Here is a 24,442-nt window from a genome sequence, read left to right as displayed (position 1 = left end):
GGACCCGGACACCGGCACGGACGACGACAACCGCAACCCAGACCCGCACCCCCCGCCGGACGGCGACACCGCAACCAAGACCCGGTCACCCCCAACGCTGGGCACCGCTGTTACCCGCGAGTAGCATGGGCCGGAGCGCGCCGCACGGCGCACGCGCGCCGCACGGCGCACCCGCATCCTGGAGGAGAGATCGTGCCTCGTACCGTCAGGGACGTCGTCTTCGTCGACGGCGTCCGCACCCCGTTCGGCAAGGCGGGCCCCAAGGGCATCTACCACGAGACCCGGGCCGACGATCTGGTCGTCAAGGCGATCCGCGAGCTGCTGCGCCGCAACCCGGACCTCGACCCCGCCCGGATCGACGAGGTCGCCGTCGCCGCGACCACGCAGATCGGTGACCAGGGGCTCACGCTCGGCCGTACCGCCGGGATCCTCGCCGGGCTGCCGCAGTCCGTGCCCGGCTACTCGATCGACCGCATGTGCGCGGGCGCGCTGACCGCGGTGACGACGACCGCCGGGTCCATCGCCTTCGGCGCGTACGACGTCGTCATCGCCGGCGGCGTCGAGCACATGGGGCGCCACCCCATGGGCGAGGCCGTCGACCCCAACCCGCGCTTCGTCTCCGAGAAGCTCGTGGACGACTCCGCGCTGTTCATGGGCATGACGGCGGAGAACCTGCACGACCGCTTCCCGCAGCTCACCAAGCAGCGCGCCGACGAGTACGCCGTGCGCTCGCAGGAGAAGGCGGCGAAGGCGTACGCGAACGGGAAGATCCAGCAGGACCTGGTGCCGATCTCGATCCGGCGGACCAACCCGGAGGCCGGCGAGACCGGCTGGGGGCTCGCGACCGCCGACGAGCCGATGCGTCCGGGCACCACGCTGGAGATGCTGGCCGGGCTGAAGACGCCGTTCCGGCCGCACGGCCGGGTCACGGCGGGCAACGCGGCGGGTCTCAACGACGGCGCGACCGCCTCGATCATCGCCGCCGAGGACTTCGCGCGCGAGCAGGGCCTGCCGGTCAGGATGCGGCTCGTCTCGTACGCGTTCGCCGGCGTCGAGCCCGAGGTCATGGGGTACGGCCCGATCCCCGCGACGGAGAAGGCGCTCGCCAAGGCGGGACTCTCGATCTCCGACATCGGCCTGTTCGAGGTCAACGAGGCGTTCGCGGTGCAGGTCATCGCGCTGCTCGACCACTACGGCATCGCCGACGACGACGAGCGCGTCAACCAGTACGGCGGCGCCATCGCGTACGGCCACCCGCTGGCCTCCTCGGGCGTGCGGCTGATGACCCAGCTGGCCCGGCAGTTCGAGGAGCAGCCCCATGTGCGCTACGGCCTGACCACGATGTGCGTCGGCTTCGGCATGGGCGCGACGGTCATCTGGGAGAACCCGCACTTCGACGGAGGCACCAAGTGAGCACGACTGCTGAGCTGCTGAAGGGCGCGGCCGAGCTGTATCCCGACGAGGTCGTGACCCAGGCGCACGTGCGCCATCTCGATCTGCCCGGGGCCGGGCGCTTCGCGCTGATCACCCTCGACAACGGCTTCGACCACACGAAGCCGACGACGATCGGCCCGCAGTCGCTGGCCAATCTGGACGCGGCGCTCGACCAGGTCGAGCGGGAGGCGGCCGAGGGCACGATCGTCGGCGTCGGTATCACCGGCAAGCCGTTCATCTTCGCCGTGGGCGCGGACCTGAAGGGCGTGGAGCTGCTGAAGCGCCACGAGGACGCGCTGGCCATCGGCAAGGGCGGCCATGACGTCTTCAAGCGGATCGCCGCGCTGCCGGTGCCGACGTTCGCGTACTACAACGGCGCCTCGATGGGCGGCGGCGTCGAGATCGGGCTGCACTGCCAGTACCGTACGGTCTCCGCCTCGACCCCCGCCTTCTCGTTCCCCGAGGTGTTCCTCGGTCTGGTGCCCGGCTGGGGCGGCTGCACGATCCTGCCGAATCTGATCGGCGCCGACCGTGCGGTTTCGGTCATCATCGAGAACGCGCTCAACCAGAACAAACAGCTCAAAGGCGCCCAGGTCGTGGAGCTGGGGATCGCGGACGCAATCTTCGAGGGCGCCGACTTCCTGGAGCAGTCGCTGCTCTGGACGGCTTCGGTGCTCAAGGGTGAGCTGGCCGTCGTACGGCCCGAGGTCGACCGGGGCGAGGCGTGGGACCAGGCCGTGGAGCGCGGCCGGTTCATCGCCGACTCGAAGGTGCACGGCGCGGCTCCCGCCGCGTACCGCGCGCTCGACATCATCGCGGCGGTCAAGGACGGCGACCTGCAGGCGGGCTTCGACGCCGAGGACAGCGCGCTGGCCGATCTGATCATGAGCGGAGAGCTGCGCGCCGGGGTCTACGCCTTCAACCTGGTGCAGAAGCGCGGCAAGCGGCCGGTGGGCGCGCCGGACAAGGGCCTGGCCCGGCCGGTCACCAAGGTCGGGGTCGTCGGCGCGGGTCTGATGGCGTCGCAGTTGGCGCTGCTGTTCCTGCGCCGTCTTGAGGTGCCGGTCGTCCTCACGGACATCGACCAGGACCGGATCGACAAGGGCGTCGGCTATGTCCACGCCGAGATCGAGAAGCTGCTGGGCAAGGGCAGGATCAACCAGGACAAGGCCAACCGGCTCACCGCGCTGGTCACCGGGGTGCTGGACAAGGCCGACGGGTTCGCCGACGCCGACTTCGTCATCGAGGCCGTCTTCGAGGAGATGAGCGTCAAGCAGCAGGTGTTCGCCGAGGTGGAGGCGGTCGCTCCGGCGCATGCCGTCCTCGCGACGAACACCTCGTCGCTCTCGGTCTCCGAGATGGCGTCGAAGCTGAAGAACCCGGAGCGGGTCGTCGGTTTCCACTTCTTCAACCCGGTGGCGGTCCTGCCGCTGCTGGAGATCGTCCGCGGCGAGCAGACGGACGACGCTTCGCTGGCGACGGCGTTCGGCGTGGCGAAGAAGCTGCGGAAGACGGCGGTGCTGGTGAAGGACGCGCCGGCGTTCGTCGTCAACCGGGTGCTGACGCGGTTCATGGGCGAGATCCAGAACGTCATCGACGAGGGCACCCCGGTCGCCGTCGCCGAGCGCGCCGTGGAGCCGCTGGGGCTTCCGATGTCGCCGCTGGTGCTGCTGGAGCTGGTCGGTCCCGCGATCGGGCTGCATGTCTCCGAGACGCTGCACCGGGCGTTCCCCGACCGGTTCACCGTGTCGGAGAATCTGGCGGCCGTCGTGAAGGCCGGCAAGCGCGGCTTCTACACGTACGAGTCCGGCGCGCCGGTGCTCGACCCGGAGGTCGCGGCGCTGCTGAAGCAGGGCGACACGGTCCTGGACGAGACGCAGGTGCGGGCGCGGGTGCTGGACGCCGTGGCGCAGGAGATCGGGCTGATGCTGGACGAGGGCGTCGTCGCCGAGGCGCAGGACATCGACCTGTGCCTGATCACGGGCGCCGGCTGGCCGTTCCACCTGGGCGGGGTCACGCCGTATCTGGACCGCGAGGGCGTGTCGGAGCGGGTGAACGGCAAGCCGTTCCTGGCGCCGGGCGTCGCCAGCGTTCCCGCGTAATCCGTTCCCGCGTAATCCATAAAAAGGGGGCCCTGCGGCGACAAGCCGCAGGGCCCCCTTTCCGCACGCTAGAAGCGGGTCCAGGCGGCCAGCGCCAGCCCCTGCTCGGCCTTCTGCCGGGCCACCCGCAGGGTCCCGTCGAGACCGATGGCCGCCAGGACCACCCGGCCCTCGGCGTCCAGGGCGAGGGCGGGTGCGCCGACGCACGGTTCGCCGGTGGGGGTCCAGTTGAGGCCCACCGACTCCTCCTCGGTCGGGTAGGCGGCGATGGTGGGCCGTCCGTCCAGGCCGCGCTGGGCGAGGATCGTGCAGTCGAAGCCGTCCACGGGGGTGCGCAGCAGGGCGACCGGGCCCGTGCCGCGTCCCGCGAGCACGGCGGGCTCGGTGCCGGGCCGCCAGGCGCGGATCGCGCCGTCGCCCGCGTCGCGCCAGAAGTGGGTGAGCCCTTCGGCGCTGGTGCGCTCGACGGTGATGGTGCCGGGTACGACGTTCGCCGCCGGCTCGTCGGTGTCGCGGATGAGCGGCTTGTCGGCGGCGGGGCGGTGCCAGCGCAGCAGCGTCCCTTCGGCGGGTACGACCACGTCGACCGCGCCGTGTCCCGCCACGGCCGCCGCGGCCTCGCCGGTCGCCGGTGTCCCTTCGGCCAGCACCCGGCCCCAGCCGCGCCAGCCGCCGGTGGGGTTCTGTCTGCGGACGGAGAGGGCGCCGTCGGTGTTGCGGACGAACAGCTGCATGCCGCCGGTCGAGTCGAGGACCGCCGACGGCAGCCCGACCTGGACGGCCTTGGCGCGGTCCTTGCCGTGCGGGTTGCTCAGCGGCAGCCAGTCACGCAGCGGGCGGCCCGTCTGGAACTGGATGGCGTAGGCGAAGTCGATGTCGTCGGGGCCGTCGGTGCGGGGGCGTCTGCGGACGCCCATCAGGTGCACGTAGCCCTCGGCGCTCTGCGAGATGGAGAGGTACGGCAGCATGCCGCGCGCTTCCAGCCGGTCGGGTCCGGTCCATTCGGGTCCACCGGGCCTGGCCTCGGTCCACCGGAGCAGGGCCTGGTCGACGGGCGAGTAGGCGCTGAGCCTGCCGTCCTTGCCGCGCAGCAGCCAGCCGGTGGTCGCCGGGAGTGTGGCGTCGGCGGCCATGGGGGGCCTGCTCTTACGGTCGGAACCGGGAGCTTTACCCATGCCGTCCTCCGGCTGCTTCGACGTCCGTGCGGACCTCATTGCCATCGCCCAACGCCACCTTCCCGAGCGCAGGAACTCGGAGGAATCTCGACGGACTGATGATACTCGCACGCGCCGGCGCGGCATCTGGCGCGTCCCGCTGTGCCAGGCTGCTGAGGTGCGGATACTGCTGATCGTCGACGCGGCGAACGTGGTGGGCTCGGTGCCCGACGGCTGGTGGCGCGACCGCCACGGGGCTGCCGAGCGGCTGCGTGACTCCCTGGTGGCCGTGGCCAAGCACGGAGTGACCGGCTTTCCTGGCCCGCTGGAGGTCGTGCTCGTCACCGAGGGCGGCGCGCGCGGGGTGGCGTCCGTGCCGGGCGTACGGGTGGAGCCCGCACCCGGCAGTGGCGACGACCGGATCGTGGAGCTGGCAGCGGCAGCGGCGACGGCCGGCCGTCACTGTGTGGTCGTGACGGCCGACCGCGAGCTGCGCCGCCGGGTGGGCGAGCACGGCGCGCGGTGCGCCGGGCCCAGAACCGTACGGCCGGCGGCCCGGTGATCAGCGGCCGGTGCGGCCGAGGCGGCTGTGGCGCCGTCCGTAGACGAAGTACACGACGAGCCCCACGGCCATCCAGATGCCGAACCTGACCCAGGTCTCGGCGGGCAGGTTGACCATCAGCCACAGCGAGGCGAGCACCGACAGGATCGGCACGAGCGGCACCAGCGGCGTACGGAACGAGCGCTCCAGGTCGGGGCGCTGCTTGCGCAGGATGATCACGCCGATCGCGACCACGACGAAGGCGAACAGCGTGCCGATGTTGACCAGTTCGGCGAGGGTGTCGATGGAGGTGAACCCCGCGACGACCGCGACGATCAGACCGAGCAGGATGGTCGAGCGGTAGGGCGTCTTGAACTTGGGGTGGACGTGCGAAAAGGTCCGCGGCAGCAGTCCGTCGCGGCTCATCGCGAAGAACACCCGGGTCTGGCCGAGCAGCAGGATCAGACAGACCGAGGTGAGCCCGACGGCGGCGCCGAAGCTGATCAGACCGGCCCAGAAGGGGTGTCCGACGGATTTGAACGCGTCGGCCAGCGGGGCGTCCACGGTGAGTTTGGTGTAGTGCTCCATGCCGGTGACGACGATCGACACGGCGACGTAGAGCACGGTGCAGATGAACAGCGAGCCGAAGATCCCGCGCGGCACGTCGCGTTGGGGGTTGTTGGTCTCCTCGGCTGCGGTGGCGACGATGTCGAAGCCGATGAACGCGAAGAACACGACAGCGGCGGCGCTGAAGATGCCCATGATGCCGAAGTTGGACGGCGTGAAGCCCGCGATCAGCTGGATGAGCGGCGAGGTCAGGCCGTCGCCGCCCTTGACGTCCTGGGCGGGCGGCACGAACGGGTCGTAGTTGGCGCCGGTGATGAGGAAGGCGCCGACGATGATGACGATCAGGACGACGGTGACCTTGACCGCGACGATGACGTTCGTGACGCGCGAGGACAGCTTCATCCCGACGACGAGGATGCCGGTCAGGACGAGCACGAGCAGCACGGCGAGGATGTCGAAGCCGAAATGCCCGCCGTGGGTGCCGGACAGGCCTGCGGGCAGATGGAAGCCCGCCGTGTCGAGCAGTGAGCGGATGTAGCCGGACCAGCCGACCGCCACCACCGCACAGCCCAGGGCGAGTTCGAGGACGAGGTCCCAGCCGATGATCCAGGCGGGCAGTTCGCCGAGTGAGGCGTAGGAGAAGGTGTAGGCGGATCCGGCGACCGGCACCGTCGAGGCGAACTCCGCGTAGCAGAGCGCGGCGAGGCCGCAGACGACGCCGGCGACGACGAAGGCGAGCGCCGTGGACGGACCCGCGTTCTCCTTGGCCACTTTGCCGGTCAGGACGAAGATGCCGGTTCCGATGATGACGCCGACGCCGAAGACCGTCAGGTCGAGGGCGGTCAGCGACTTCTTGAGCGCGTATTCAGGATCTTTGGTGTCCTCAATCGACTGCTCGACCGATTTCGTGCGGAACATACCGTTCTTGGCTGGTTCCGTGTCCTGCTGGCTAGTCACCGGCGTACCTCCGAGCGCATGGTTACCGATCATGATCGAGAGACCTTGCGCACCCGGCTACCCGTATCGTCGCCCTTCACACGGATGGGCCTGCCGGACCACCCTTACGATCTGACTACGCAAGGGGATCCGGCAGGCCCGGGGTTCGTGTCCGCGGACGACCGTCAGTCGCGGGCGGCCTCGGCGGGCGCGTCGGCGAGCCGGCCGTCGATCCTGGCGACCAGGCCGGTGACCTGACGGGCGATGTCCGGCGCCGTCAGACCGATCTCGGCCATGACCTCCTTGCGCGCCGCGTGGTCGAGGAAGCGCGGCGGGATGCCGAAGTCCCGCAGCGGTACGTCGACGCCGGCGTCACGCAGCGCCTGGGCGACGGCGGAGCCGACACCGCCGACCCTGCTGTTGTCCTCGACGGTGACGACGACCCGGTGCTGTTCGGCGAGCGGCGGCAGCGCCTCGTCCACGGGCTTGACCCAGCGCGGGTCGACGACCGTGGTCGAGATCCCCTGCTTGTCGAGGAGCGCGGCGATCTCCAGGCACATCGGCGCCAGCGCGCCGACGGAGACCAGCAGCACGTCGGCCGCCTCGCCCTCGGGCCTGCGCAGGACGTCCATGCCGCCGATCCGGCCGACGGCCGAGACGGCCGGGCCGACGGCGCCCTTCGAGTAGCGCACCACGGTCGGCGCGTCCTCGACCTGGACCGCCTCGCGGAGCTGGGCGCGCACCTGGTCGGCATCGCGCGGGGCGGCGATCCGCAGCCCCGGCACGCACTGGAGGATCGACATGTCCCACATGCCGTTGTGCGAGGCGCCGTCGGTGCCGGTGATGCCGGCCCGGTCGAGAACGAACGTCACACCGCAGCGGTGCAGGGCGACATCCATCAGCACCTGGTCGAAGGCGCGGTTGAGGAAGGTCGCGTAGACGGCGAAGACGGGATGGAGCCCGCCGGTGGCCAGGCCGGCCGCCGACACGGCGCCGTGCTGCTCGGCGATGCCGACGTCGTACACCCGGTCGGGGAACGCCTTGGCGAACTTCTCCAGGCCGAGCGGCTGGAGCATGGCGGCGGTGATCGCGACGATGTCGGCGCGCTCGTGCCCGAGCTTGACCATCTCCTCGCCGAAGACCGAGGTCCAGTCCATGCCGGCGGCGGCGATGGGCAGCCCGGTGTCGGGGTGGATGGGGCCGATGCCGTGGAAGCGGTCGGCCTCGTCCTGCTCGGCGGGCTTGTAGCCGCGGCCCTTCTCCGTGATGCAGTGCACGATGACCGGGCCGCCGAAGCGCTTGGCGCGCAGCAGCGCCGACTCCAGGGCCTCGATGTCGTGGCCGTCGATGGGGCCGACGTACTTCAGGCCGAGGTCCTCGAACATGCCCTGCGGGGCGATGAAGTCCTTGAGGCCCTTCTTGGCGCCGTGCAGCGTCTCGTACAGGGGCTTGCCGACGACCGGGGTACGGCCGAGGAGGTCCTTGCCGCGGGCCAGGAAGCGCTCGTAGCCGTCGGTAGTCCGCAGGGTCGCCAGATGGTTGGCGAGGCCGCCGATGGTCGGCGCGTACGAGCGTTCGTTGTCGTTGACGACGATGACCAGTGGGCGGTCCTTGGCGGCCGCGATGTTGTTCAGCGCCTCCCAGGCCATGCCGCCGGTGAGCGCGCCGTCACCGATGACGGCGACCACGTGGTCGTCCTTCTTCAGCACCTCGTTGGCCTTGGCGAGGCCGTCGGCCCAGCCGAGGACCGTCGACGCGTGCGAGTTCTCGATGACGTCGTGGTCGGACTCGGCGCGTGACGGGTAGCCGGACAGGCCGCCCTTGCTCTTGAGCTTGGAGAAGTCCTGGCGTCCGGTGAGCAGTTTGTGCACGTACGACTGGTGACCCGTGTCGAAGAGGACTCTGTCCCTCGGCGAGTCGTAGACCCGGTGCAGCGCGATGGTCAGTTCGACGACGCCCAGGTTGGGGCCGAGGTGGCCGCCGGTCTTGGACACCGCGTCGACGAGAAAGGACCGGATCTCCCCGGCCAGCTGGTCCAGCTGCTCGGGACCGAGCCGGTCCAGATCACGCGGTCCCTTGATGTGGGTCAGCAACGGCACCCGTGCCTCCTAGCGTTCGAGCTGGTCGAGCTCTGCCGATCTCTACCGATCCGCAGAGTCTAATGTTCCCGAAGGGACGCCGTTCGTCAGGCGACGCGTTTGTATGTCACACCTTCGGCTGGGAACCACCCTTCTCTCTTGCGTCCCCGCGCCCGTTGTGCCAGGCCACGACCGGGCGGGCGGCTCCCGGTCCCGGGCGGTTCAGCGCCGAGGCGGCTCGTACCGTACGGCTCGGCCTCGGCCGGCGCACCGGCGAGGCGGACGGGGCCGGGAGCGGGTACCCCTGGACGCAGCCGTGCCCGGCACCCTGGTGAGGGCGCCGGGCACGACCCGCGGGAACCGCGGTCAGGCGCGACCCGCGGACTTCTGGGTCTTGCGGGTGACGGCGTCGATGACGACCGTCGCCAGCAGCACCGCGCCGGTGATCATGTACTGGATCGGCGAGGCGATGCCCTGGAGGTTGAGCCCGGCCTGGATCGAGAAGATCACCAGTACACCGAGCAGAGCGTTCCAGGTGCGGCCACGGCCACCGAAGAGGCTGGTACCACCGATGACCGCCGCGGCGATCGAGTTCATCAGGAGGTCACCACTACCGGCGCCCTGGTTGGCGGCGACGATCTTGGAGGCGATGAACAGACCGCCGAGGGCGGCGAAGGTACCGGCGATGGCGAAGACCGAGATCCGGACCATCGTGACGTTGATACCGGCACGCCGGGCGGCCTCGACGCTGCCGCCGAGTGCGAAGACCTTACGGCCGTACGAGGTGCGGCGCAGCAGGAAGTCCGTGCCGACCACGACGACGATGAACAGCACGAAGGCCAGCGGCAGGCCCTTGTACTGGTTGAACAGGATCGCGACCACGAAGGCGGCGACGGCGAGCAGGGCGGTGCGGACCACGATCTCGCTGTTCGGCCTGGACGGCATGCCGGCCCTGGCGCGCTTGCGGTTGTCCGTGAACGTCATCACGAAGAACAGCACGACGGCGGCGATCGCCAGGATGTAGGCGGCTGCCACGTCCGTGAAGTAGTACGAGGTCAGCTTGCCGACGACATCGTTGCCGTTGAGGTTGATCGTGCCGTCGTCGCCGAGCACCTGGAGCATGAGGCCGTTCCAGAACAGCAGACCGGCCAGGGTCACGGCGAAGGCGGGCACACCGATCCGGGCGAAGAAGAACCCGTGGATCACGCCGGCGACGGCGCCCGTGAGGATGGCGACGATGAACGCCAGCCAGGCGTTCATGCCGTGGGTGATGCCCAGCACACCGAAGACGGCGCTCGCCAGACCGCTGACCGAGCCGACCGAGAGGTCGATCTCACCGAGCAGCAGCACGAAGACGATACCGACGGCGATCATGCCGGTGCCGACCATGGTGACCGAGATGTTGCTGAAGTTCTCGGCGGACAGAAAGCGCGAGTTGAGGCTGGTGAAGATCGCCCAGATGATGATCAGGCCGATGACGACGGGCATGGAGCCCAGTTCGCCCGCCTTGATCTTGCGGCGGAACTCCGTTATGTAGCCACCGAAGCCCTGCTCGCGCACGAGCAGCCGGGGGTCGACCGCAGTCACGGCGCCCTCGGCGGCAGCCGGCGCGTCCACCGCCCTGTGGCGCGGTGAGGAGGTCTTGTCGATACTCACTTCTGAACCTCCACGTTGCGCGACGCACGGCGGGTCACGGCGTTGTCCGTGGCACCGGTGATGGCGGCGATGATCTCTTCCTGCGAAGTGGTCCTGACGTCGAAGACGCCGTTGTTGCCGCCGAGCCTGAGCACGGCGACGCGGTCGGCGACGGCCTTGACGTCGGCCATGTTGTGGCTGACCAGCAGGACGGCCAGACCGCGCTCACGCAGCCGCTCGACGAGGTCGAGGACCTGCGCGGTCTGTTCCACACCGAGGGCCGCCGTCGGCTCGTCGAGGATGACGAGCTTGGGGTTGCCGAGCATGGAACGGGCGATCGCCACTGTCTGGCGCTGACCGCCGGAGAGGGAGGCGATGGGGATCCGGACGCTGGGGATACGGATCGACAGCGTGTCGAGCAGTTCGCGCGAACGGCGTTCCATCTCGACCTCGTTGAGGACACCCCAGCGGTGGAGTTCACGTCCGAGGTACAGGTTGCCGACGACATCGAGGTTGTCGGCGAGCGACAGGTCCTGGTAGACCGTCGCGACGCCCAGGTTCTGGGCGTCGTGCGGCCGGCTGATCGAAACCGGCCTGCCTTCCCATTCGATGACGCCGTCATCGATGGGGTTGACGCCGGCGATGGTCTTCACCAGCGTTGATTTTCCGGCTCCGTTGTCGCCCACAAGGGCGAGAACCTCACCGGGATGGACCTCAAGCTGAACATCGGTGAGCGCCTGGACGGCACCGAATCGCTTGGAGACCCCTCGCAACGCCAACACGGGCGTAGCGGTCACGTGAACCATCTCCTTCGCCGCCTGACCGGCGGGGATGCCGCGCCGGGGTGAGGCGCGGTGGGTCGAGCAGAAGAGAACATACGGAACCCGCCGCGTGAGCGACGGTTCGTTGTGAAGTGTTCCGTCCGGCGCCCCGCCCCTGCTTGCGGGGCTGTTGACGGGCGAGGCGCCGGACAGGCTTCACGGGGTGGAGCAGTCCACCGGGAGAACCCGGAGAGGGACTACTTCACACCGGCCGCGTCACAAGCGGCCTTGAACTGGGGGGTGCAGATCTTGTCGACGGGGTAGATGCCGTCCTTGATCACCGTGTCGTTGATGTTCGCCTTGGTCAGCGAGACGACGGGGACGATGGTGGTCGGGATGCCCTTGTTGGTGGGGCTGTCGACCGTGTCCTTGGCGATGGGGGCCAGGTCCTGGCCCTTCGCCAGCGCGACGGCCATCTGGCCGGCGACGGAGGCTTCCTGCGGGTAGGACTTGTAGACGCTCATGAACTGCTCACCCGCGAGGATGCGCTGCACACCGGCGAGCTCGGCGTCCTGGCCCGTGACCGGGGGAAGCTTCGAGAGACCGGCCTGCTTGAGGGCCTGGATGATACCGCCGGCCATACCGTCGTTGGCGGAGTAGACACCGACGATCTTGTTCTTGCCGATCGCCGTGATCGCCGCCTCCATGTTGGCGTTGGCGTTCTCCGGCTTCCACTCCTTGGTGTCGTACTCGCGGGCGATCTTCACCTTGCCGTCGAGGACGGAGTGGGCGCCCTTCTTGAACAGCGCGGCGTTCGGGTCGGTGCTCGCGCCGTTCATCATGACGATCTCGCTCGTCTTGGTGGCCTTCGAGCCGAGCTCCTTCAGGAGCGCGTTGCCCTGCACACGGCCGACCTCTTCGTTGTCGAACGAGGTGTACGCGTCGATCGGGCCCTCGGCGAGACGGTCGTACGCCACGACCGGGATACCGGCCTGCTTGGCCTTCGTGACCGAGCTGGCGATCGCCTTCGAGTCCACGGCGTCGACGATCAGCACGTCAACCTTGTTGGTGATCATGCTGTCCGCCTGCTGGTTCTGCAGCGAGGCGTCCTGCTTGGCGTTCTGGTAGATGACCTTGCCCTCACCGTTGGTGAGGTCGGAGATCCGCTTCTCGATGAGGGGCTTGTCCAGCGCCTCGTAACGCGCCGTCTGGTTCTCCGGGAGGAGCAGACCGACGGTTATGGCGTTCGAGTCGGACTTCTTCTTGGGAGCGTCGGCCTTGTCACCGGACTCCTTGGCGCTGCCACAGGCAGCGAGGGAAACAGCCATTGCGGTGGCTGCGACAGCCACGGCGGCACGACGCATGTTCGCGTTCACTTCGAAAAACCTCCCTGACGAGGCCGCGTCGTTGCGGCCGAGGTGGCTGGAAGTCAACTCGGGTCCGGGGGCGACGTCAAGGAGTAAATCCTTAACGAGATGACAACGGTGCCATTCGTTATCTAAGTGAAGGCAGGTGTATTCGCCGGCAGCGCGCTCTCCAAAAGGGTCGAATCGCCCATTTCGCTCAAGACGAGAGCCAGCGCGCCGAGCACCTCGGCCCGTCCGCCGAGCGCGCCTGGAAGCACCGAGAGCTGCCGTGCCGCGCTGGGAATCGCGTACCGCGAGACGGATTCGCGTATCGGCGCGAGCACCAGCTCCCCAGCCTCCGCCAAATCGCCGCCGAGCACCACCCGGCTGGGGTTCAAGAGGTTGCACAGATTGGCGACTCCGCTGCCGATGTGGCGTCCGACGTCCGCCACGACCCTGCGGCAGCCCGGGTCGCCCTCCCTGGCGAGCTGGACGACCCGCTCCATCGTCAGATCGACCCCGTGACTGGACTGCAGGAGGGGCAGGACGTACCGGGCGGCGGTGAACGTCTCCAGGCACCCCCGGTTCCCGCAGCGGCACACAGGGCCCGACTCGTCGAGCGTGATGTGCCCGATCTCGCCCGCCGTGCCGCCGGGCCCCCGGTAGATCTGGCTGTCTATGACCAGACCGGCGCCGACCCCGCTGGCGACCTTGATGTAGGCGAGGTCCTTGACCCCGCGACCGCTCCCCCACACCAGCTCGCCGAGCGCGCCGAGGTTGGCATCGTTGTCGACGTAGACCGGCACCCCGAGGCGGCCCGCCAGCTCGTCACTGGGGTTGATCCCCGTCCAGCCCGGCAGGATCGAGGTGGAGCCGAGGGTGCCCGACTCGACGTCGATGGGGCCGGGAACGCCCAGCCCGACACCGATCACCTTCTGCCTGCTGACGCCGGTGGTCACGATCAGCCGCTCGACCAGCTCCTCGGCCCGGCCGAAGCCCTGCGCCGACGACGCGTCCACGTCGAGCGGTTCGGACTCCTCCGCGAGCACCTGGTGGGCGAGGTTGCCCACAGCGACCCGCAGATGGGTATGGCCGAAATCCACTCCTATGACGATGCCCGCGTCGGCGCTGAGAGCGACACTTCGCGCCCGGCGGCCCCCCGCCGACGTCGGCGTGACCTCCACGGTCCCGCTGTCCTTCAGCTCTCGGACGATATTGGAGACCGTGGCCGCCGACAGTCCGGTGCTCCGGGCGATCTCCGCCTGGGTGAGCGAGCCGGCCATGCGCACCGCGCGCACCACCCGCTCGAGGTTGGCCCGGTGCAGAGACGACTGCGACCCTGGAGTCTCCACGACTCATCCACTCCTGCCCTAGGCAGGCGGCACGACCACCGCCCCCGGCCGGGGTCGCGCCAATGAGACCCCGACGTATCTCCAACTTGTGAACCCTAAGCTCAGCCTTTCGGACAGCTCCCCGTCAAGACCTTGAGCGAGTGAGGCCACGCATGAGCGGTCTCCGGCCAGTTGACGACATCCCCCCAAACCACGACGAACCGCCCGCCGGCACCGTGACGGTGGGCGGGCGGTCCGGACCCGGGACCGGCCGGTCCGGCCTGGTCCCGTGCTCCGCTCGTTACTTCAGCGCTCCCGCGGTGAGCCCGGCGACCACCTGGCGCTGGAAGATGATGTACGCGCCGAGGACCGGCAGCATCGCCATGACCAGCCCGGCGAACAGTCCCGACCAGTCGCCCTTGTACCCCTGGCTGCTCGCCAGCTGCACGAGCCCCTGGGTGAGCACCCTGCGGTCGGGGTCGGTGTTCAGCACCGTGGGCAGCAGGTACTGGTTCCACTGGCCGAGGAAGTTGAAGATCCCGACGCTGATCAGGCCGGGCTTCGCCATCGGCAGCATGACCTGGAAGAACGTACGGGTGTGTGAGGCCCCGTCGATGAGCGCCGCCTCCGCGACCGAGGTCGGCAGCGTTCTGAAGAACGAGGTGAGGAAGAAGACCGTGAACGGCAGCGAGTAGGCGATGTAGACCAGGATCAGGCCGTGGATGGTGTTCAGCAGCCCCAGGTTGCTCATCACGTAGAAGAGCGGAACGAGGGCGAGAATGATCGGGAAACTCATCCCGCCGACGAACAGGAAGTAGATGAACCGGTTCCCGGGGAATTCGAAGCGCGCCAGCACATAGGCGGCCATCGAGCCGAGCAGCAGCGTGCCGATCAGCGAACCCGCCACCACGACAATGGTGTTGAGGAAGTACTCGCTCATGTGCGCCTGGGTCCAGGCGCGTGACCAGTTGTCGAAGTGCAGCCGGTCGGGCAGCGCCCAGGGCGTGGTCAGGATGGAGTTGTCGTCCTTGAAGGACGTCATCACCGCCCACAGCAGCGGCAGGGCGACCAGGATCGCCCAGATGACGAGAACGCCGTGCGAGAAGACGTTGAGCGTCCCGCCGGTCTTGTCGCCCTTGGCGGCGGGTGCACCGGGAGCGGGCGCCGCCTGCCGCTTCTCGACGGCTTCGGCGGGCGGCGGCGGGGTGTCGGTGGTCTTCATCAGTACTCCAGCCGCTCTCGTCGGCCCACCCGCATCACGAGGCCGGCGAAGACCAGCGTCACGATGAGAAGGGCGACACCGATCGTGGTCGCATACGCCGCCTGACCGTCACGGAACGCCTTCTGGTAGACGTAGAGGATCAGCACGTTGGTGGAACTGGCGGGCCCGCCGGGGCCCACGGTCATGATCTGGACGACCGCGAAGGACTCGGCGCCCAGCGCCAGGATGCCCATGTACACCCAGCCGGACTGCACGGTGTCCCACAGCAGCGGCAGTGTGATGCGGAAGAACGTGGTGACGCGGTTGGCGCCGTCGAGCAGCGCGGCCTCGTAGAAGTCCTTGGGGATGGACGCCATGCCCGCGGAGAACAGGACCACGAAGAAACCGGTCTGGCTCCACACCAGAACGGCCATCACACACCACAGGGCGAATTTCGGGTCACCCAGCCAGTCCGGCTGGAAACTGCCGAGACCCACGCCTCTGAGCGCCCCGTTGAGCAGCCCGCTGTTCGGGTTGTACGCGAACTGGAACAGCAGCGCGACGATCGCGATCGACAGCACCTGCGGGAAGAAATAGACGATCTTGTAGAAGCCCGATCCCCGGACTCCCGCGATGGCGGCGCCCTTTCGGCGGCGGCCGCCGATGTTGACCATGAACGCGAAGAACAGCGCCAGCCCGAGAACCAGTACGGGCAGAATCAACGCGAAGGTCAGGCTGTGCTGGAACGACTTCCAGAACGTGTCGTCGTGCAGCATCCGTGTGTAGTTGCTGAAGCCGACCATCTTGAAGTCCGGGCTCAGCCCTGACCAGTCCGTGAACGAGTAGAAGATGGACTGGACGAACGGCCAGATCACAAAAATGGCGTACAGCGCCAGCGGGACGATCAAGAACCCCGCGATGAAACGGTACTTGCCGTGTTGCATGTCTCCAGACCCCGAATCTTGGGCGGGCACCGCCGTGCTGCCGTGAGGAGGAACCGGAAGCCCCGGCGGGGCTTCCGGTCACTGCCGCTCCTACGCCGGGTGCTTGTAGTGCTTGATGCTCGAGTCCTTGGCCGCCGCGTCGGCGAACTGCTGACACTTGGCGACGCATTCGGCCGGGGTCATCCGTCCGGCCATCATCTCGCCGAGCGCGCCCGTGCCGATCTTGTCCTTCTGGAGCTGGACGTACCAGTCCTGCAGCCGCGGGTTGAGCACGTTGTCACCGGCCTTGGCCAGCGAGTCGACGGCCGACTGCATCGCGGTCGACAGCGTGAGGCCGTCGGTGCCCCCGTTGAAGGCGCTGAGCGACTTCACCTTGGTGGTGAAGTTCTTGGAGGACGCCTCGCTGAGCATGATGCGCAGCTGCTCCATGCCGCCGGCGGGGTTGGCCGCCTTGGCGGGCACGATGAACGGCTCGCCGCCGCCCGCCCAGAGGGTGCCGAACGGCAGCTTGTCCGAGCTGTCCAGGCTGGACGGCGCGGCGACCTTCATCTGGAAGTCCTTGGGCGTCGTCTTCGCCGCCTCGTTCTCCACCCACGAGCCGTTGGGGATGAAAAGGGCCTTGCCCTCGGTCCACGCGGTCTGCGACTGGATGTGGTCGATCCCCGGGGTGCCCTTGAGGATGTAGCCCTTCTTGAAGAGCTCGTAGTACGCCTCGAACGCGGACTTGACGGCCGGGTTCTTCCAGGCGTTCGGCTCCAGGTTGTCGATCGCGTCGAGTACCTCGCGGCCACCGATCTTGCCGATGAACGGGTAGAGCGAGAAGGGCAGGTAGTACGGGTACTTGCCCGCGTACGTCCAGCCGGCGATGCCCTTCTTCTTGGCCTTCTCGCAGAGGGCCAGCATCGCGTCCCAGTCCTCGGGGTACTCCGCGTCGAGCTTGTCCAGGGCGGTCTGCGAGTACCACACGCCGTACACGGTGTAGGCGTAATTCATGATCCAGAAGGGATCGCCGTCGTACTGGCCCATCTCCACGATGCCGGGGCGCAGGGTGTCGCGCACCTTCTTGGACGGGTCGTCGACGGACGGGGAGTCCAGCAGGGGTGTCATGTCGGTGAGCTGCTTCTGGCCGACGAGAACGCCCATGTCCATCTGTTCGGCGCCCGAGTTGTCGATCAGGTCGGGCGGCGTGCCGCCGTTGAAGCGCGGCTGCAGTGTGGACTGGATCTTCTGGGTGGAGCTGAACTTCACCTTCGCCTTCGGGTGGGCCTTGTTGTACAGCTTGACGGCGTCCGTGGCGTACTCGGTGCCGAAACCACCGTCGAACAGTACGAAGTCCAGCGGCGCCGTCTCGTTCACGCCGAGCGGGTTCTTCGCACTCGTCTTGCCCTTGTCGACCTTCTTGTCCGATCCGCTGTCGCTGCTCGCGCAGGCGGACAGGAAGCTCATCGTCGGCACCGCGATCACGCCGAGCGCGGCCGAGCGCTTGATGAGGTTGCGACGGTCAAGACCCTCGTTGTGCTGAGCGGAGGTGGATCCCATGCTCAAGTCCTCGCCTTCTTCAGGACTCAGGCGGTGTACCGGTCGCCCGTCCTTCTCTTCTGAGGCGAAGGGCCCCGCCACCGCGGTCAATTGAAGCTGGGTCGTACAGGAATGTCGTACCGATGTCGGACCGGCTTTCGCAGGAGGAACGGCCTGAAACGGCCGGTCGGGTACGAGCAGAGCCCTTCCCCCCGCCCCTGTCCCCCTCCGGGTCGTGTCCCCCTGGCCCGCCGCCACGGGATACGCGGGGCGGGTGCCGACAGGTATAGTCCACTTCCCGCCAGGTGAGCAAGATCGAAAGCAGGTTTGGGCGGCAGTCTTTCCCTAGTTGAGACCTCCCGGATATGTGAGCCGGTTGTGTACTCATTCGACCGGGTCGGTCCTGATGGAATGACCGGTTTACCACCCCCACCACGGCCAACACCCTTGACACCTCACGGCTCTTGTCCCCTACTGGTCCCTCGCGCACCACTCTGACAACGTTGTCCGACGTGGTTCCGGCCTGATTGGACGGGATCCTCGGGAGGAAAGGCTCGGTATGCAGCAGAAACCCGGACGCCGGCGCAGACAATGGCATACCGCCTCCCTGGTGGCGGCGGCCGCGCTCCTCGTGGTGAGCGCCCAGTCGGCGGCGCAGGCCCGTCCGCTGGGCCGGAGCGCGGCGGAAAACCGCACGCAGCAAAAGGAATTCAGCTCTTCGTTCGAGACGGACGAAGCCCAGCCGGACTGGCGGAACACCGTCGAAGTGGGACCCGACGGAAAGAAGCGGGCATCCGGTGTCGATGGTGCCTTCACCGCCGGAATTCCGGGCAATGTCACCGACCGGGTGACCGATGTGCGGGCCAGCGGCGAGAACACGGACGCGGGCGAGACCAAAGAGAACCTGGTCGATGTCCAGTCCGGCACCAAATGGCTGACGTTCGAGGCCACCGGCTGGGCGGAGTTCGACCTCGACGCCCCGGTCAAGGTCGCCACGTACGCGCTGACCTCGGCCAACGACCACGCCGAGCGTGACCCGAAGGACTGGAAGCTCCAGGGCTCGACCGATGGCAAGACATGGAAGGAGCTGGACGCCAAGACCGGCCAGACCTTCGCCGAACGGTTCCAGACGAAGTCCTACGACATCGCCGAGCCCGCCGAATACCAGCACTACCGCATCGACTTCACCGCCAACAACGGCTCCCCCGACGCCCTTCAACTGGCCGATGTGCAGTTCTCCGACGGCGACACCGCTCCCCCGGCGCCACAGGACATGCGCACCCAGGTCGACCGGGGCCCCGCGGGCTCGCCGACCGCCAAGGCCAACGCGGGCTTCACCGGCACGAAGGCGCTGAAGTACGCGGGCACGCACAAGCCGGACGGCCGGGCGTACTCGTACAACAAGGTCTTCGACGTGAACACGGCCGTCGGCCGTGACACCGCGCTCTCCTACCGGATCTACCCCTCCATGACGGAGACGGACCTCAACTACCCGGCCACCAACGTGTCGGTGGACCTCGCCTTCACCGACGGCAGCTATCTCAGCGAGCTGGGGGCCGTCGACGCGCACGGCGGCGCACTCACCCCGCAGGGGCAGGGCGCGGCCAAGCGGCTCTACGTGAACCAGTGGAACCAGGTGGACGCGCGGATCGGCGCCGTCGCGGCAGGACGCACGGTCGACCGGATCCTGGTGGCGTACGACTCGCCCAAGGGCCCCGCCGCCTTCCAGGGCTGGATCGACGACATCAGCCTCGCGCCCGCGCCGCCCGAGAAGCCGCTCGCCCATCTGTCGGACTACGCGTCGACGGTGCGCGGCACCAACTCCAGCGGTTCGTTCTCGCGGGGCAACACCTTCCCGGCCACCGCGGTGCCCAACGGCTTCAACTTCTGGACGCCGGTGACCAACGCGGTCTCCAACAGCTGGCTTTACGAGTACGCGCACAACAACAACGCCGACAACCTCCCGACGCTCCAGGCGTTCAGCGCCAGCCACGAACCGAGCCCCTGGATGGGCGACCGGCAGACGTTCCAGCTGATGCCGTCGGTGGCCGCGGACACCCCCGACGCGGACCGTACGGCGCGTGCGCTGCCCTTCCGGCACGAGAACGAGGTGGCGAAGCCGCACTACTACGGTGTGACGTTCGAGAACGGCCTGAAGGCGGAGATGACGCCGACGGACCACGCGGCGGCGATGCGTTTCCGCTATCCAGGTGACGACGCCAGCATGGTCTTCGACAACATCTCCAACGACGGCGGGCTCACCCTCGACCCGGGCAGCCGGTCCTTCACCGGTTTCTCCGACGTCAAGAGCGGGCTCTCGGTCGGCGCCACCCGGCTGTTCGTGTACGGCGTCTTCGACGCGCCGGTCACCGCGAGCGGCAAGCTCACCGGTGGCGGCGGTGACGACGTCACCGGCTATCTGCGGTTCGACGCGGGCAAGGACCGCACGGTCAATCTGCGGCTCGCGACGTCCCTGATCAGCGTCGACCAGGCGAAGAAGAACCTCGCCGCCGAGATCCCGGCGGGCACCGGCTTCAGCCAGGTCGAGAAGAAGGCACAGCGGGCCTGGGACCAGCTGCTGGGGAAGGTGGAGGTCGAGGGTGCGAGCAAGGACCAGCTGACCTCGCTCTACTCCAGCCTCTACCGGCTGTACCTGTATCCCAACTCGGGCTTCGAGAACACCGGTTCGGCGTCCCGCCCGAAGCAGCAGTACGCCAGTCCGTTCTCCCCGATGCCGGAGCCCGACACCGCGACCCACACGGGCGCGAAGATCGTGGACGGCAAGGTGTACGTGAACAACGGCTTCTGGGACACCTACCGGACGACCTGGCCGGCGTACTCGCTCCTCACGCCCGACAAGGCGGGCGAGATGGTGGACGGGTTCGTCCAGCAGTACAAGGACGGCGGCTGGATCTCCCGTTGGTCGTCCCCCGGCTACGCCGACCTGATGACCGGCACCAGTTCGGACGTGGCGTTCGCCGACGCGTACGTGAAGGGCGTCGACTTCGACGCGACAGCCGCGTACGAGGCGGCGCTGAAGAACGCGACGGTGGCGCCGCCCAGTTCGGGTGTGGGCCGCAAGGGCATGGAGACGTCGCCGTTCCTCGGCTACACCTCCACCGACACCGGAGAGGGCCTTTCCTGGGCGCTTGAGGGGTATCTCAACGACTACGGCATCGCGCAGATGGGCCAGAAGCTCTACAAGAAGACGGGCAAGGAGCGGTACAAGGAGGAGTCGGCGTACTTCCTCAACCGCGCCCAGAACTACGTCTCGCTCTTCGACCACGACGCCGGCTTCTTCCAGGGCCGTGACCCGCAGGGCGCGTGGCGGGTGCCGTCCGCCGAGTACGACCCGAAGGTGTGGGGCTACGACTACACCGAGACCAACGGCTGGGGTTACGCGTTCACGGCCGTGCAGGACACCCGCGGTCTCGCCGATCTGTACGGCGGGAAGGCGGGCCTGGGCAAGAAGCTCGACACGTACTTCGCCACACCCGAGACGGCGTCGCCCGACGTCGTCGGCTCGTACGGGAGCGTCATCCATGAGATGACCGAGGCGCGTGACGTGCGGATGGGCATGTACGGCCACTCCAACCAGGTGGCCCACCACGTCACTTACCTGTACGACGCGGCGGGCGAACCGTCGAAGACGCAGGAAAAGGTGCGTGAGGTCCTGTCGCGGCTGTACACCGGCAGCGAGATCGGGCAGGGCTACCACGGCGACGAGGACAACGGCGAGCAGTCGGCCTGGTACCTGTTCTCCTCGCTCGGCTTCTACCCGCTGGTCATGGGCAGCGGCGAATACGCCATCGGCTCACCGCAGTTCACAAAGGCGACGCTGCATCTGGGCGGCGGCCGCGACCTGGTCGTCAAGGCCCCGAAGAACAGCGCGAAGAACATCTACGTCCAGGGTCTGAAGGTCAACGGGAAGACGTGGAACTCCACGGCGCTCCCGCACGACCTGCTGGCGCGCGGCGGCACGCTGGACTTCGCGATGGGTCCGAAGCCGTCGGCCTGGGGCACGGGCAAGGACGCGGCGCCGGTGTCGATCACCAAGGGCGACAAGGCCCCGACGCCTCGCTCCGACGCGCTGACGGGGTCCGGTCCGCTGTTCGACAACACGTCGACGACGGAGGCGACGGTCAGTGAGCGGGTGGAGCTGCCGGTCGATTCGGCGACCCGCGCCGTGCAGTACACACTGACGTCGGCCAAGGCGGCGGAGGCACCGGCCGGCTGGACGCTGGAGGGCTCGGCCGACGGCAAGCGGTGGACCACGGTGGACGCGCGGTCCAGGCAGAAGTTCGCCTGGGACCAGCAGACGCGGGTCTTCACGGTGGCCCACCCGGGCACCTACCGGCAGTACCGGCTCGTCCCGAAGGGTCAGTCGTCACTGGCGGAGGTGGAGTTGCTGCGCTGACGCGATGACATGGGTGCCGGCGCACCGTCGCGTGCGCCGGCACACCGACGCGCAGGTGAGAAGTGCCGTTCGGCGGCCGGGGCGAACTATCCCCGGCCGCCGAACAGTTCCTGGAGCAGCGGCAGCAACTCGTCCGTACCGGCGGCCGACAGATGCTCCAGCGTGCCGGCGCGGCGGCCGAGGATGACACCGATGAACGCCGCCGTGATCAGCTCGGCGCGCAGTGCGGCCTGTTCGTCGCCGTCCCGGGTGAAGTGCGCCCGCAGCGGGGCGACGATACGGCGGTCGAGCTCGACCGCCGCCGCCTCCTGGGCCGCCGGGTCGTCGTACGGCCGTACCGCCGCCTGCATGACGGGCCCGGGGCCCGAGCGGTCGAAGCGGTTGAGCAGACCGGCGAGCCGGTCGGGGTCGAACAGGTCGGCGAAGGTGTCCGAGGGGTTCTCGGCGCCCAGTACCGCCACGTAGAGCTGGGCCTTCCCGCCGAAGTAGCGGGCGATCATCGCCGGGTCGACGCCGGCGCGTTCGCCGATGTCACGTGCCGTGGTGCGGTCGAAGCCGCGCTCGGCGAACAGCTCTCCCGCTGCCCGCAGCAGCCGTTCGCGGCTCGCGGCCGAGTCGCGGCGGCGGGGGGACGCTGGGGACGCTTCCTTGGTCATGGATCAATCCTTACGGCCCGCGGAGGCCGTGTCACCCACCTCAGGGACATCGGCGACACCCTCCACCTCCAGCAGGTCCTCGGCCGCCCGGTCCACCCGCGTCGTGGCCCCGCCGCCGACGACCTTCGAAGAGCCGGCACCCGGCCCCGCGCCCGCGCCCCTGCGCAGTCGCGGCAGTACGAGACTGGCGAGGGCGGTGACGAGCCACATCCCGCAGCCGATGAGACCCGCGACGGTGTAGCCGCTGTTCGCCGGGAGGGCGTGGCCGGGGGCGGTGTGGGCTTCGAGCACGACGGCGCTGAGGGTGCTGCCGGTCGCGTAACCGACGTACCGGATCACCTGGTTGAAGCTGGTCGCGCTGCCGGTCTCGTGGGGCGGCACGGCGCCGACGACCAGGCCGGGCATCACGGCGAAGATCGCGCCGACGCCCAGGCCCGCGAGGGCCATGAGGACGAGGATCTCCCACATGGCGCCTCGTGCGTACGTGAGCATCACCATGGCGAACAGGACGACGACGGAGCCCATGGCCAGCGCGACGCCGGGCGCAACGCGCCGTACCAGCAGCCGGGTGATCCGGGTGGAGACGACGCTGGCGGCGGAGAACGGCAGCAGTGCCAGGCCCGCGACGGCCACGGAGGCGCCGAGGCCGTAGCCGCTGCTCCTCGGGGTCTGTACGAAGCGTGTGACCAGCGAGATCAGCAGATACATCCCGACGCCTGCCAGCAGCGCCGTGACGTCGGCGGTGAGCACGGCGGGCCTGCGCAGCAAGCGCAGATCGACCAGCGGGTGGGCGACGCGCAACTCCAGGACCACCCAGCCGGCCAGGACGACGAGCGCGGCGACCAGGACGCCGATCAGCCGGGGCGAGGTCCAGCCCCAGCTCTCGCCCTCGCTGATGCCGAGCAGCAGCCCGGCCAGCGAAAGACCCAGCAGGACGGCGCCGAGGGAGTCGACGGGCCGGCGCGGACGGGGACCGGGGGACGGTACGACGAGGACGGCGACGACCAGTCCGAGGGCGCTCATCACGGCGCCGAACCAGAAGGCGGCGTGCAGCCCGCCGTACTGGGCGACGAGGCCGGTGAGCGGGTAGCCGAGGCCGACACCGGCGACGGTGGTGACCGAGAGGATCGCGGCGGCCGGCCTGGCGCGCTCGGCGGGCAGGGCGTCGCGTACGACGGCTATCCCGAGCGGGGTGAGTCCGAGGCCGACGCCCTGGAGGGCCCGGCCGGCCAGCAGGAAGCCGAAGCCGAGCGGCAGGGCGGCCAGTACGGCGCCCACGGTCACGGTCGCAAGGCTCCCGATGATCACCCGCCGCCGGTGCGGGCCGTCGCCGAGCCGCCCCATGACGGGCGTCGCGAGGGCGCTGACCAGGAAGGTGACGGTGAGCGACCACTGGGCGTCGGTCAGCGATATGTGGTCGGTCTCGGCGATGGTGGGGATGAGCGGCGCGCCCAGGCTGCTGACGATGGCGACGATCATGCCGATGAACACCAGGCCGGGCACGATCAGGCGATGGGGAGGCCGCTCGGCCTGCGGTGCCGGCGTCCGCTTGTCCATGTTCACGTCGGTGCTCGCTCCCACATGTCCGCAAATCCACAAGTCCACAAGCGATGTCATCGCATGATGTCTACATACGATGACATGGCTGCGCCGCCGGGTCAAAATGGGCTGAGGGGGGCGCTACGGCCTACTGAGGGGCGCTACGGCCTGGTGGGTGCGTGGGTGACCGGCAGCCCGCGCAGGGCCATGGGCAGCCGCACGGTGAACAGTCCGGTCATCCGCCGCATCGCGCACCGGGTCCCGGCCGCCGGCGGCCGTACG

Annotated in this window: 16 protein-coding genes; 4 read left to right on the top strand and 12 right to left on the bottom strand. The window is 68.8% G+C overall.

The features are described 5' to 3' along the window. Nucleotides 1–192: 192 nt before the first annotated feature. Both HY68_RS23900 and HY68_RS23895 read left to right on the top strand, forming a co-directional pair. Complete coding sequence (locus HY68_RS23900; protein ID WP_041992046.1) at nt 193–1,413, top strand: acetyl-CoA C-acyltransferase; 1,221 nt, start codon at nt 193–195, stop codon at nt 1,411–1,413. Beyond that, nucleotides 1,410–3,536, top strand: coding sequence for a 3-hydroxyacyl-CoA dehydrogenase NAD-binding domain-containing protein (locus HY68_RS23895; RefSeq protein ID WP_041992043.1), 2,127 nt, complete (start codon nt 1,410–1,412; stop codon nt 3,534–3,536). Before HY68_RS23900 ends, HY68_RS23895 begins: the two co-directional genes overlap by 4 nt. 68 nt (nt 3,537–3,604) lie before the next feature. On the opposite strand, the gene HY68_RS23890 is transcribed toward HY68_RS23895, so the two are convergent. Continuing rightward, nucleotides 3,605–4,711 carry a hypothetical protein gene (locus HY68_RS23890; RefSeq protein ID WP_041992040.1) on the bottom strand — a complete coding sequence of 369 codons (1,107 nt, stop codon included), beginning with the start codon at nt 4,709–4,711 and terminating at the stop codon, nt 3,605–3,607. Nucleotides 4,712–4,868: 157 nt separating this feature from the next. Here HY68_RS23890 and HY68_RS23885 point away from each other — a divergent pair, with 157 nt between their 5' ends. Beyond that, nucleotides 4,869–5,252 carry an NTP pyrophosphohydrolase gene (locus tag HY68_RS23885; protein WP_107070121.1) on the top strand — a complete coding sequence of 128 codons (384 nt, stop codon included), beginning with the start codon at nt 4,869–4,871 and terminating at the stop codon, nt 5,250–5,252. On the opposite strand, the gene HY68_RS23880 is transcribed toward HY68_RS23885, so the two are convergent. The 9 genes from HY68_RS23880 to ngcE all read right to left on the bottom strand — a co-directional run bounded on the left by HY68_RS23880 (nt 5,253) and on the right by ngcE (nt 17,569). Continuing rightward, nucleotides 5,253–6,716 carry an amino acid permease gene (locus HY68_RS23880; protein ID WP_041992037.1) on the bottom strand — a complete coding sequence of 488 codons (1,464 nt, stop codon included), beginning with the start codon at nt 6,714–6,716 and terminating at the stop codon, nt 5,253–5,255. A 203-nt stretch (nt 6,717–6,919) separates the two neighbouring features. After that, nucleotides 6,920–8,833, bottom strand: coding sequence for a 1-deoxy-D-xylulose-5-phosphate synthase (gene dxs / locus HY68_RS23875; RefSeq protein ID WP_041992034.1), 1,914 nt, complete (start codon nt 8,831–8,833; stop codon nt 6,920–6,922). A gap of 345 nt (nt 8,834–9,178) precedes the next feature. Continuing rightward, nucleotides 9,179–10,468 carry an ABC transporter permease gene (locus tag HY68_RS23870; protein ID WP_041992030.1) on the bottom strand — a complete coding sequence of 430 codons (1,290 nt, stop codon included), beginning with the start codon at nt 10,466–10,468 and terminating at the stop codon, nt 9,179–9,181. Then, nucleotides 10,465–11,253, bottom strand: coding sequence for an ATP-binding cassette domain-containing protein (locus tag HY68_RS23865; RefSeq protein ID WP_041992027.1), 789 nt, complete (start codon nt 11,251–11,253; stop codon nt 10,465–10,467). The genes HY68_RS23870 and HY68_RS23865 overlap by 4 nt, the downstream gene beginning before the upstream one ends. 212 nt (nt 11,254–11,465) lie before the next feature. Then, nucleotides 11,466–12,572 (bottom strand): sugar ABC transporter substrate-binding protein, encoded by a 1,107-nt coding sequence (locus tag HY68_RS23860; RefSeq protein ID WP_041996982.1) that lies wholly within the window; start codon nt 12,570–12,572, stop codon nt 11,466–11,468. A 134-nt stretch (nt 12,573–12,706) separates the two neighbouring features. After that, nucleotides 12,707–13,906 (bottom strand): ROK family transcriptional regulator, encoded by a 1,200-nt coding sequence (locus tag HY68_RS23855; RefSeq protein ID WP_041992024.1) that lies wholly within the window; start codon nt 13,904–13,906, stop codon nt 12,707–12,709. A 280-nt stretch (nt 13,907–14,186) separates the two neighbouring features. Continuing rightward, nucleotides 14,187–15,107, bottom strand: a complete 921-nt coding sequence (locus tag HY68_RS23850; RefSeq protein ID WP_041992021.1) for a carbohydrate ABC transporter permease — start codon at nt 15,105–15,107, stop codon at nt 14,187–14,189. After that, nucleotides 15,107–16,030: a sugar ABC transporter permease gene (locus HY68_RS23845; protein WP_041992018.1), complete on the bottom strand. Its 924-nt coding sequence runs from the start codon at nt 16,028–16,030 to the stop codon at nt 15,107–15,109. Before HY68_RS23845 ends, HY68_RS23850 begins: the two co-directional genes overlap by 1 nt. 90 nt (nt 16,031–16,120) lie before the next feature. After that, nucleotides 16,121–17,569: an N-acetylglucosamine/diacetylchitobiose ABC transporter substrate-binding protein gene (gene ngcE / locus HY68_RS23840; protein ID WP_041992015.1), complete on the bottom strand. Its 1,449-nt coding sequence runs from the start codon at nt 17,567–17,569 to the stop codon at nt 16,121–16,123. A 538-nt stretch (nt 17,570–18,107) separates the two neighbouring features. Here ngcE and HY68_RS23835 point away from each other — a divergent pair. Next, nucleotides 18,108–21,965, top strand: a complete 3,858-nt coding sequence (locus HY68_RS23835) for a GH92 family glycosyl hydrolase (protein WP_041992013.1) — start codon at nt 18,108–18,110, stop codon at nt 21,963–21,965. Between the two features lie 86 nt (nt 21,966–22,051). On the opposite strand, the gene HY68_RS23830 is transcribed toward HY68_RS23835, so the two are convergent. Both HY68_RS23830 and HY68_RS23825 read right to left on the bottom strand, forming a co-directional pair. Beyond that, a complete protein-coding gene (locus HY68_RS23830) occupies nt 22,052–22,621 on the bottom strand; it encodes a TetR/AcrR family transcriptional regulator (protein ID WP_052457161.1) in 570 nt (189 codons plus the stop codon). 3 nt (nt 22,622–22,624) lie between these two features. After that, nucleotides 22,625–24,178 (bottom strand): MFS transporter, encoded by a 1,554-nt coding sequence (locus tag HY68_RS23825; RefSeq protein WP_078863987.1) that lies wholly within the window; start codon nt 24,176–24,178, stop codon nt 22,625–22,627. Nucleotides 24,179–24,442 lie beyond the last annotated feature (264 nt).

The sequence above is a fragment of the Streptomyces sp. AcH 505 genome (assembly GCF_000818175.1).
Classification (GTDB): Bacteria; Actinomycetota; Actinomycetes; order Streptomycetales; family Streptomycetaceae; genus Streptomyces.
Note: the sequence above shows the minus strand (reverse complement) of the source record. Positions and strands in the feature narration are given on the sequence as shown.

Coding starts and splice junctions, on each gene's coding strand:
- HY68_RS23835 (WP_041992013.1), top strand. CDS start 18,108: ATGCAGCAGAAACCCGGACGCCGGCGCAGACAATGGCATACCGCCTCC.
- HY68_RS23845 (WP_041992018.1), bottom strand. CDS start 16,030: ATGCAACACGGCAAGTACCGTTTCATCGCGGGGTTCTTGATCGTCCCG.
- HY68_RS23880 (WP_041992037.1), bottom strand. CDS start 6,716: ATGTTCCGCACGAAATCGGTCGAGCAGTCGATTGAGGACACCAAAGAT.
- HY68_RS23830 (WP_052457161.1), bottom strand. CDS start 22,621: ATGACCAAGGAAGCGTCCCCAGCGTCCCCCCGCCGCCGCGACTCGGCC.
- ngcE (WP_041992015.1), bottom strand. CDS start 17,569: ATGGGATCCACCTCCGCTCAGCACAACGAGGGTCTTGACCGTCGCAAC.
- HY68_RS23890 (WP_041992040.1), bottom strand. CDS start 4,711: ATGGGTAAAGCTCCCGGTTCCGACCGTAAGAGCAGGCCCCCCATGGCC.
- HY68_RS23825 (WP_078863987.1), bottom strand. CDS start 24,178: ATGGACAAGCGGACGCCGGCACCGCAGGCCGAGCGGCCTCCCCATCGC.
- HY68_RS23865 (WP_041992027.1), bottom strand. CDS start 11,253: ATGGTTCACGTGACCGCTACGCCCGTGTTGGCGTTGCGAGGGGTCTCC.
- HY68_RS23860 (WP_041996982.1), bottom strand. CDS start 12,572: ATGCGTCGTGCCGCCGTGGCTGTCGCAGCCACCGCAATGGCTGTTTCC.
- HY68_RS23850 (WP_041992021.1), bottom strand. CDS start 15,107: ATGAAGACCACCGACACCCCGCCGCCGCCCGCCGAAGCCGTCGAGAAG.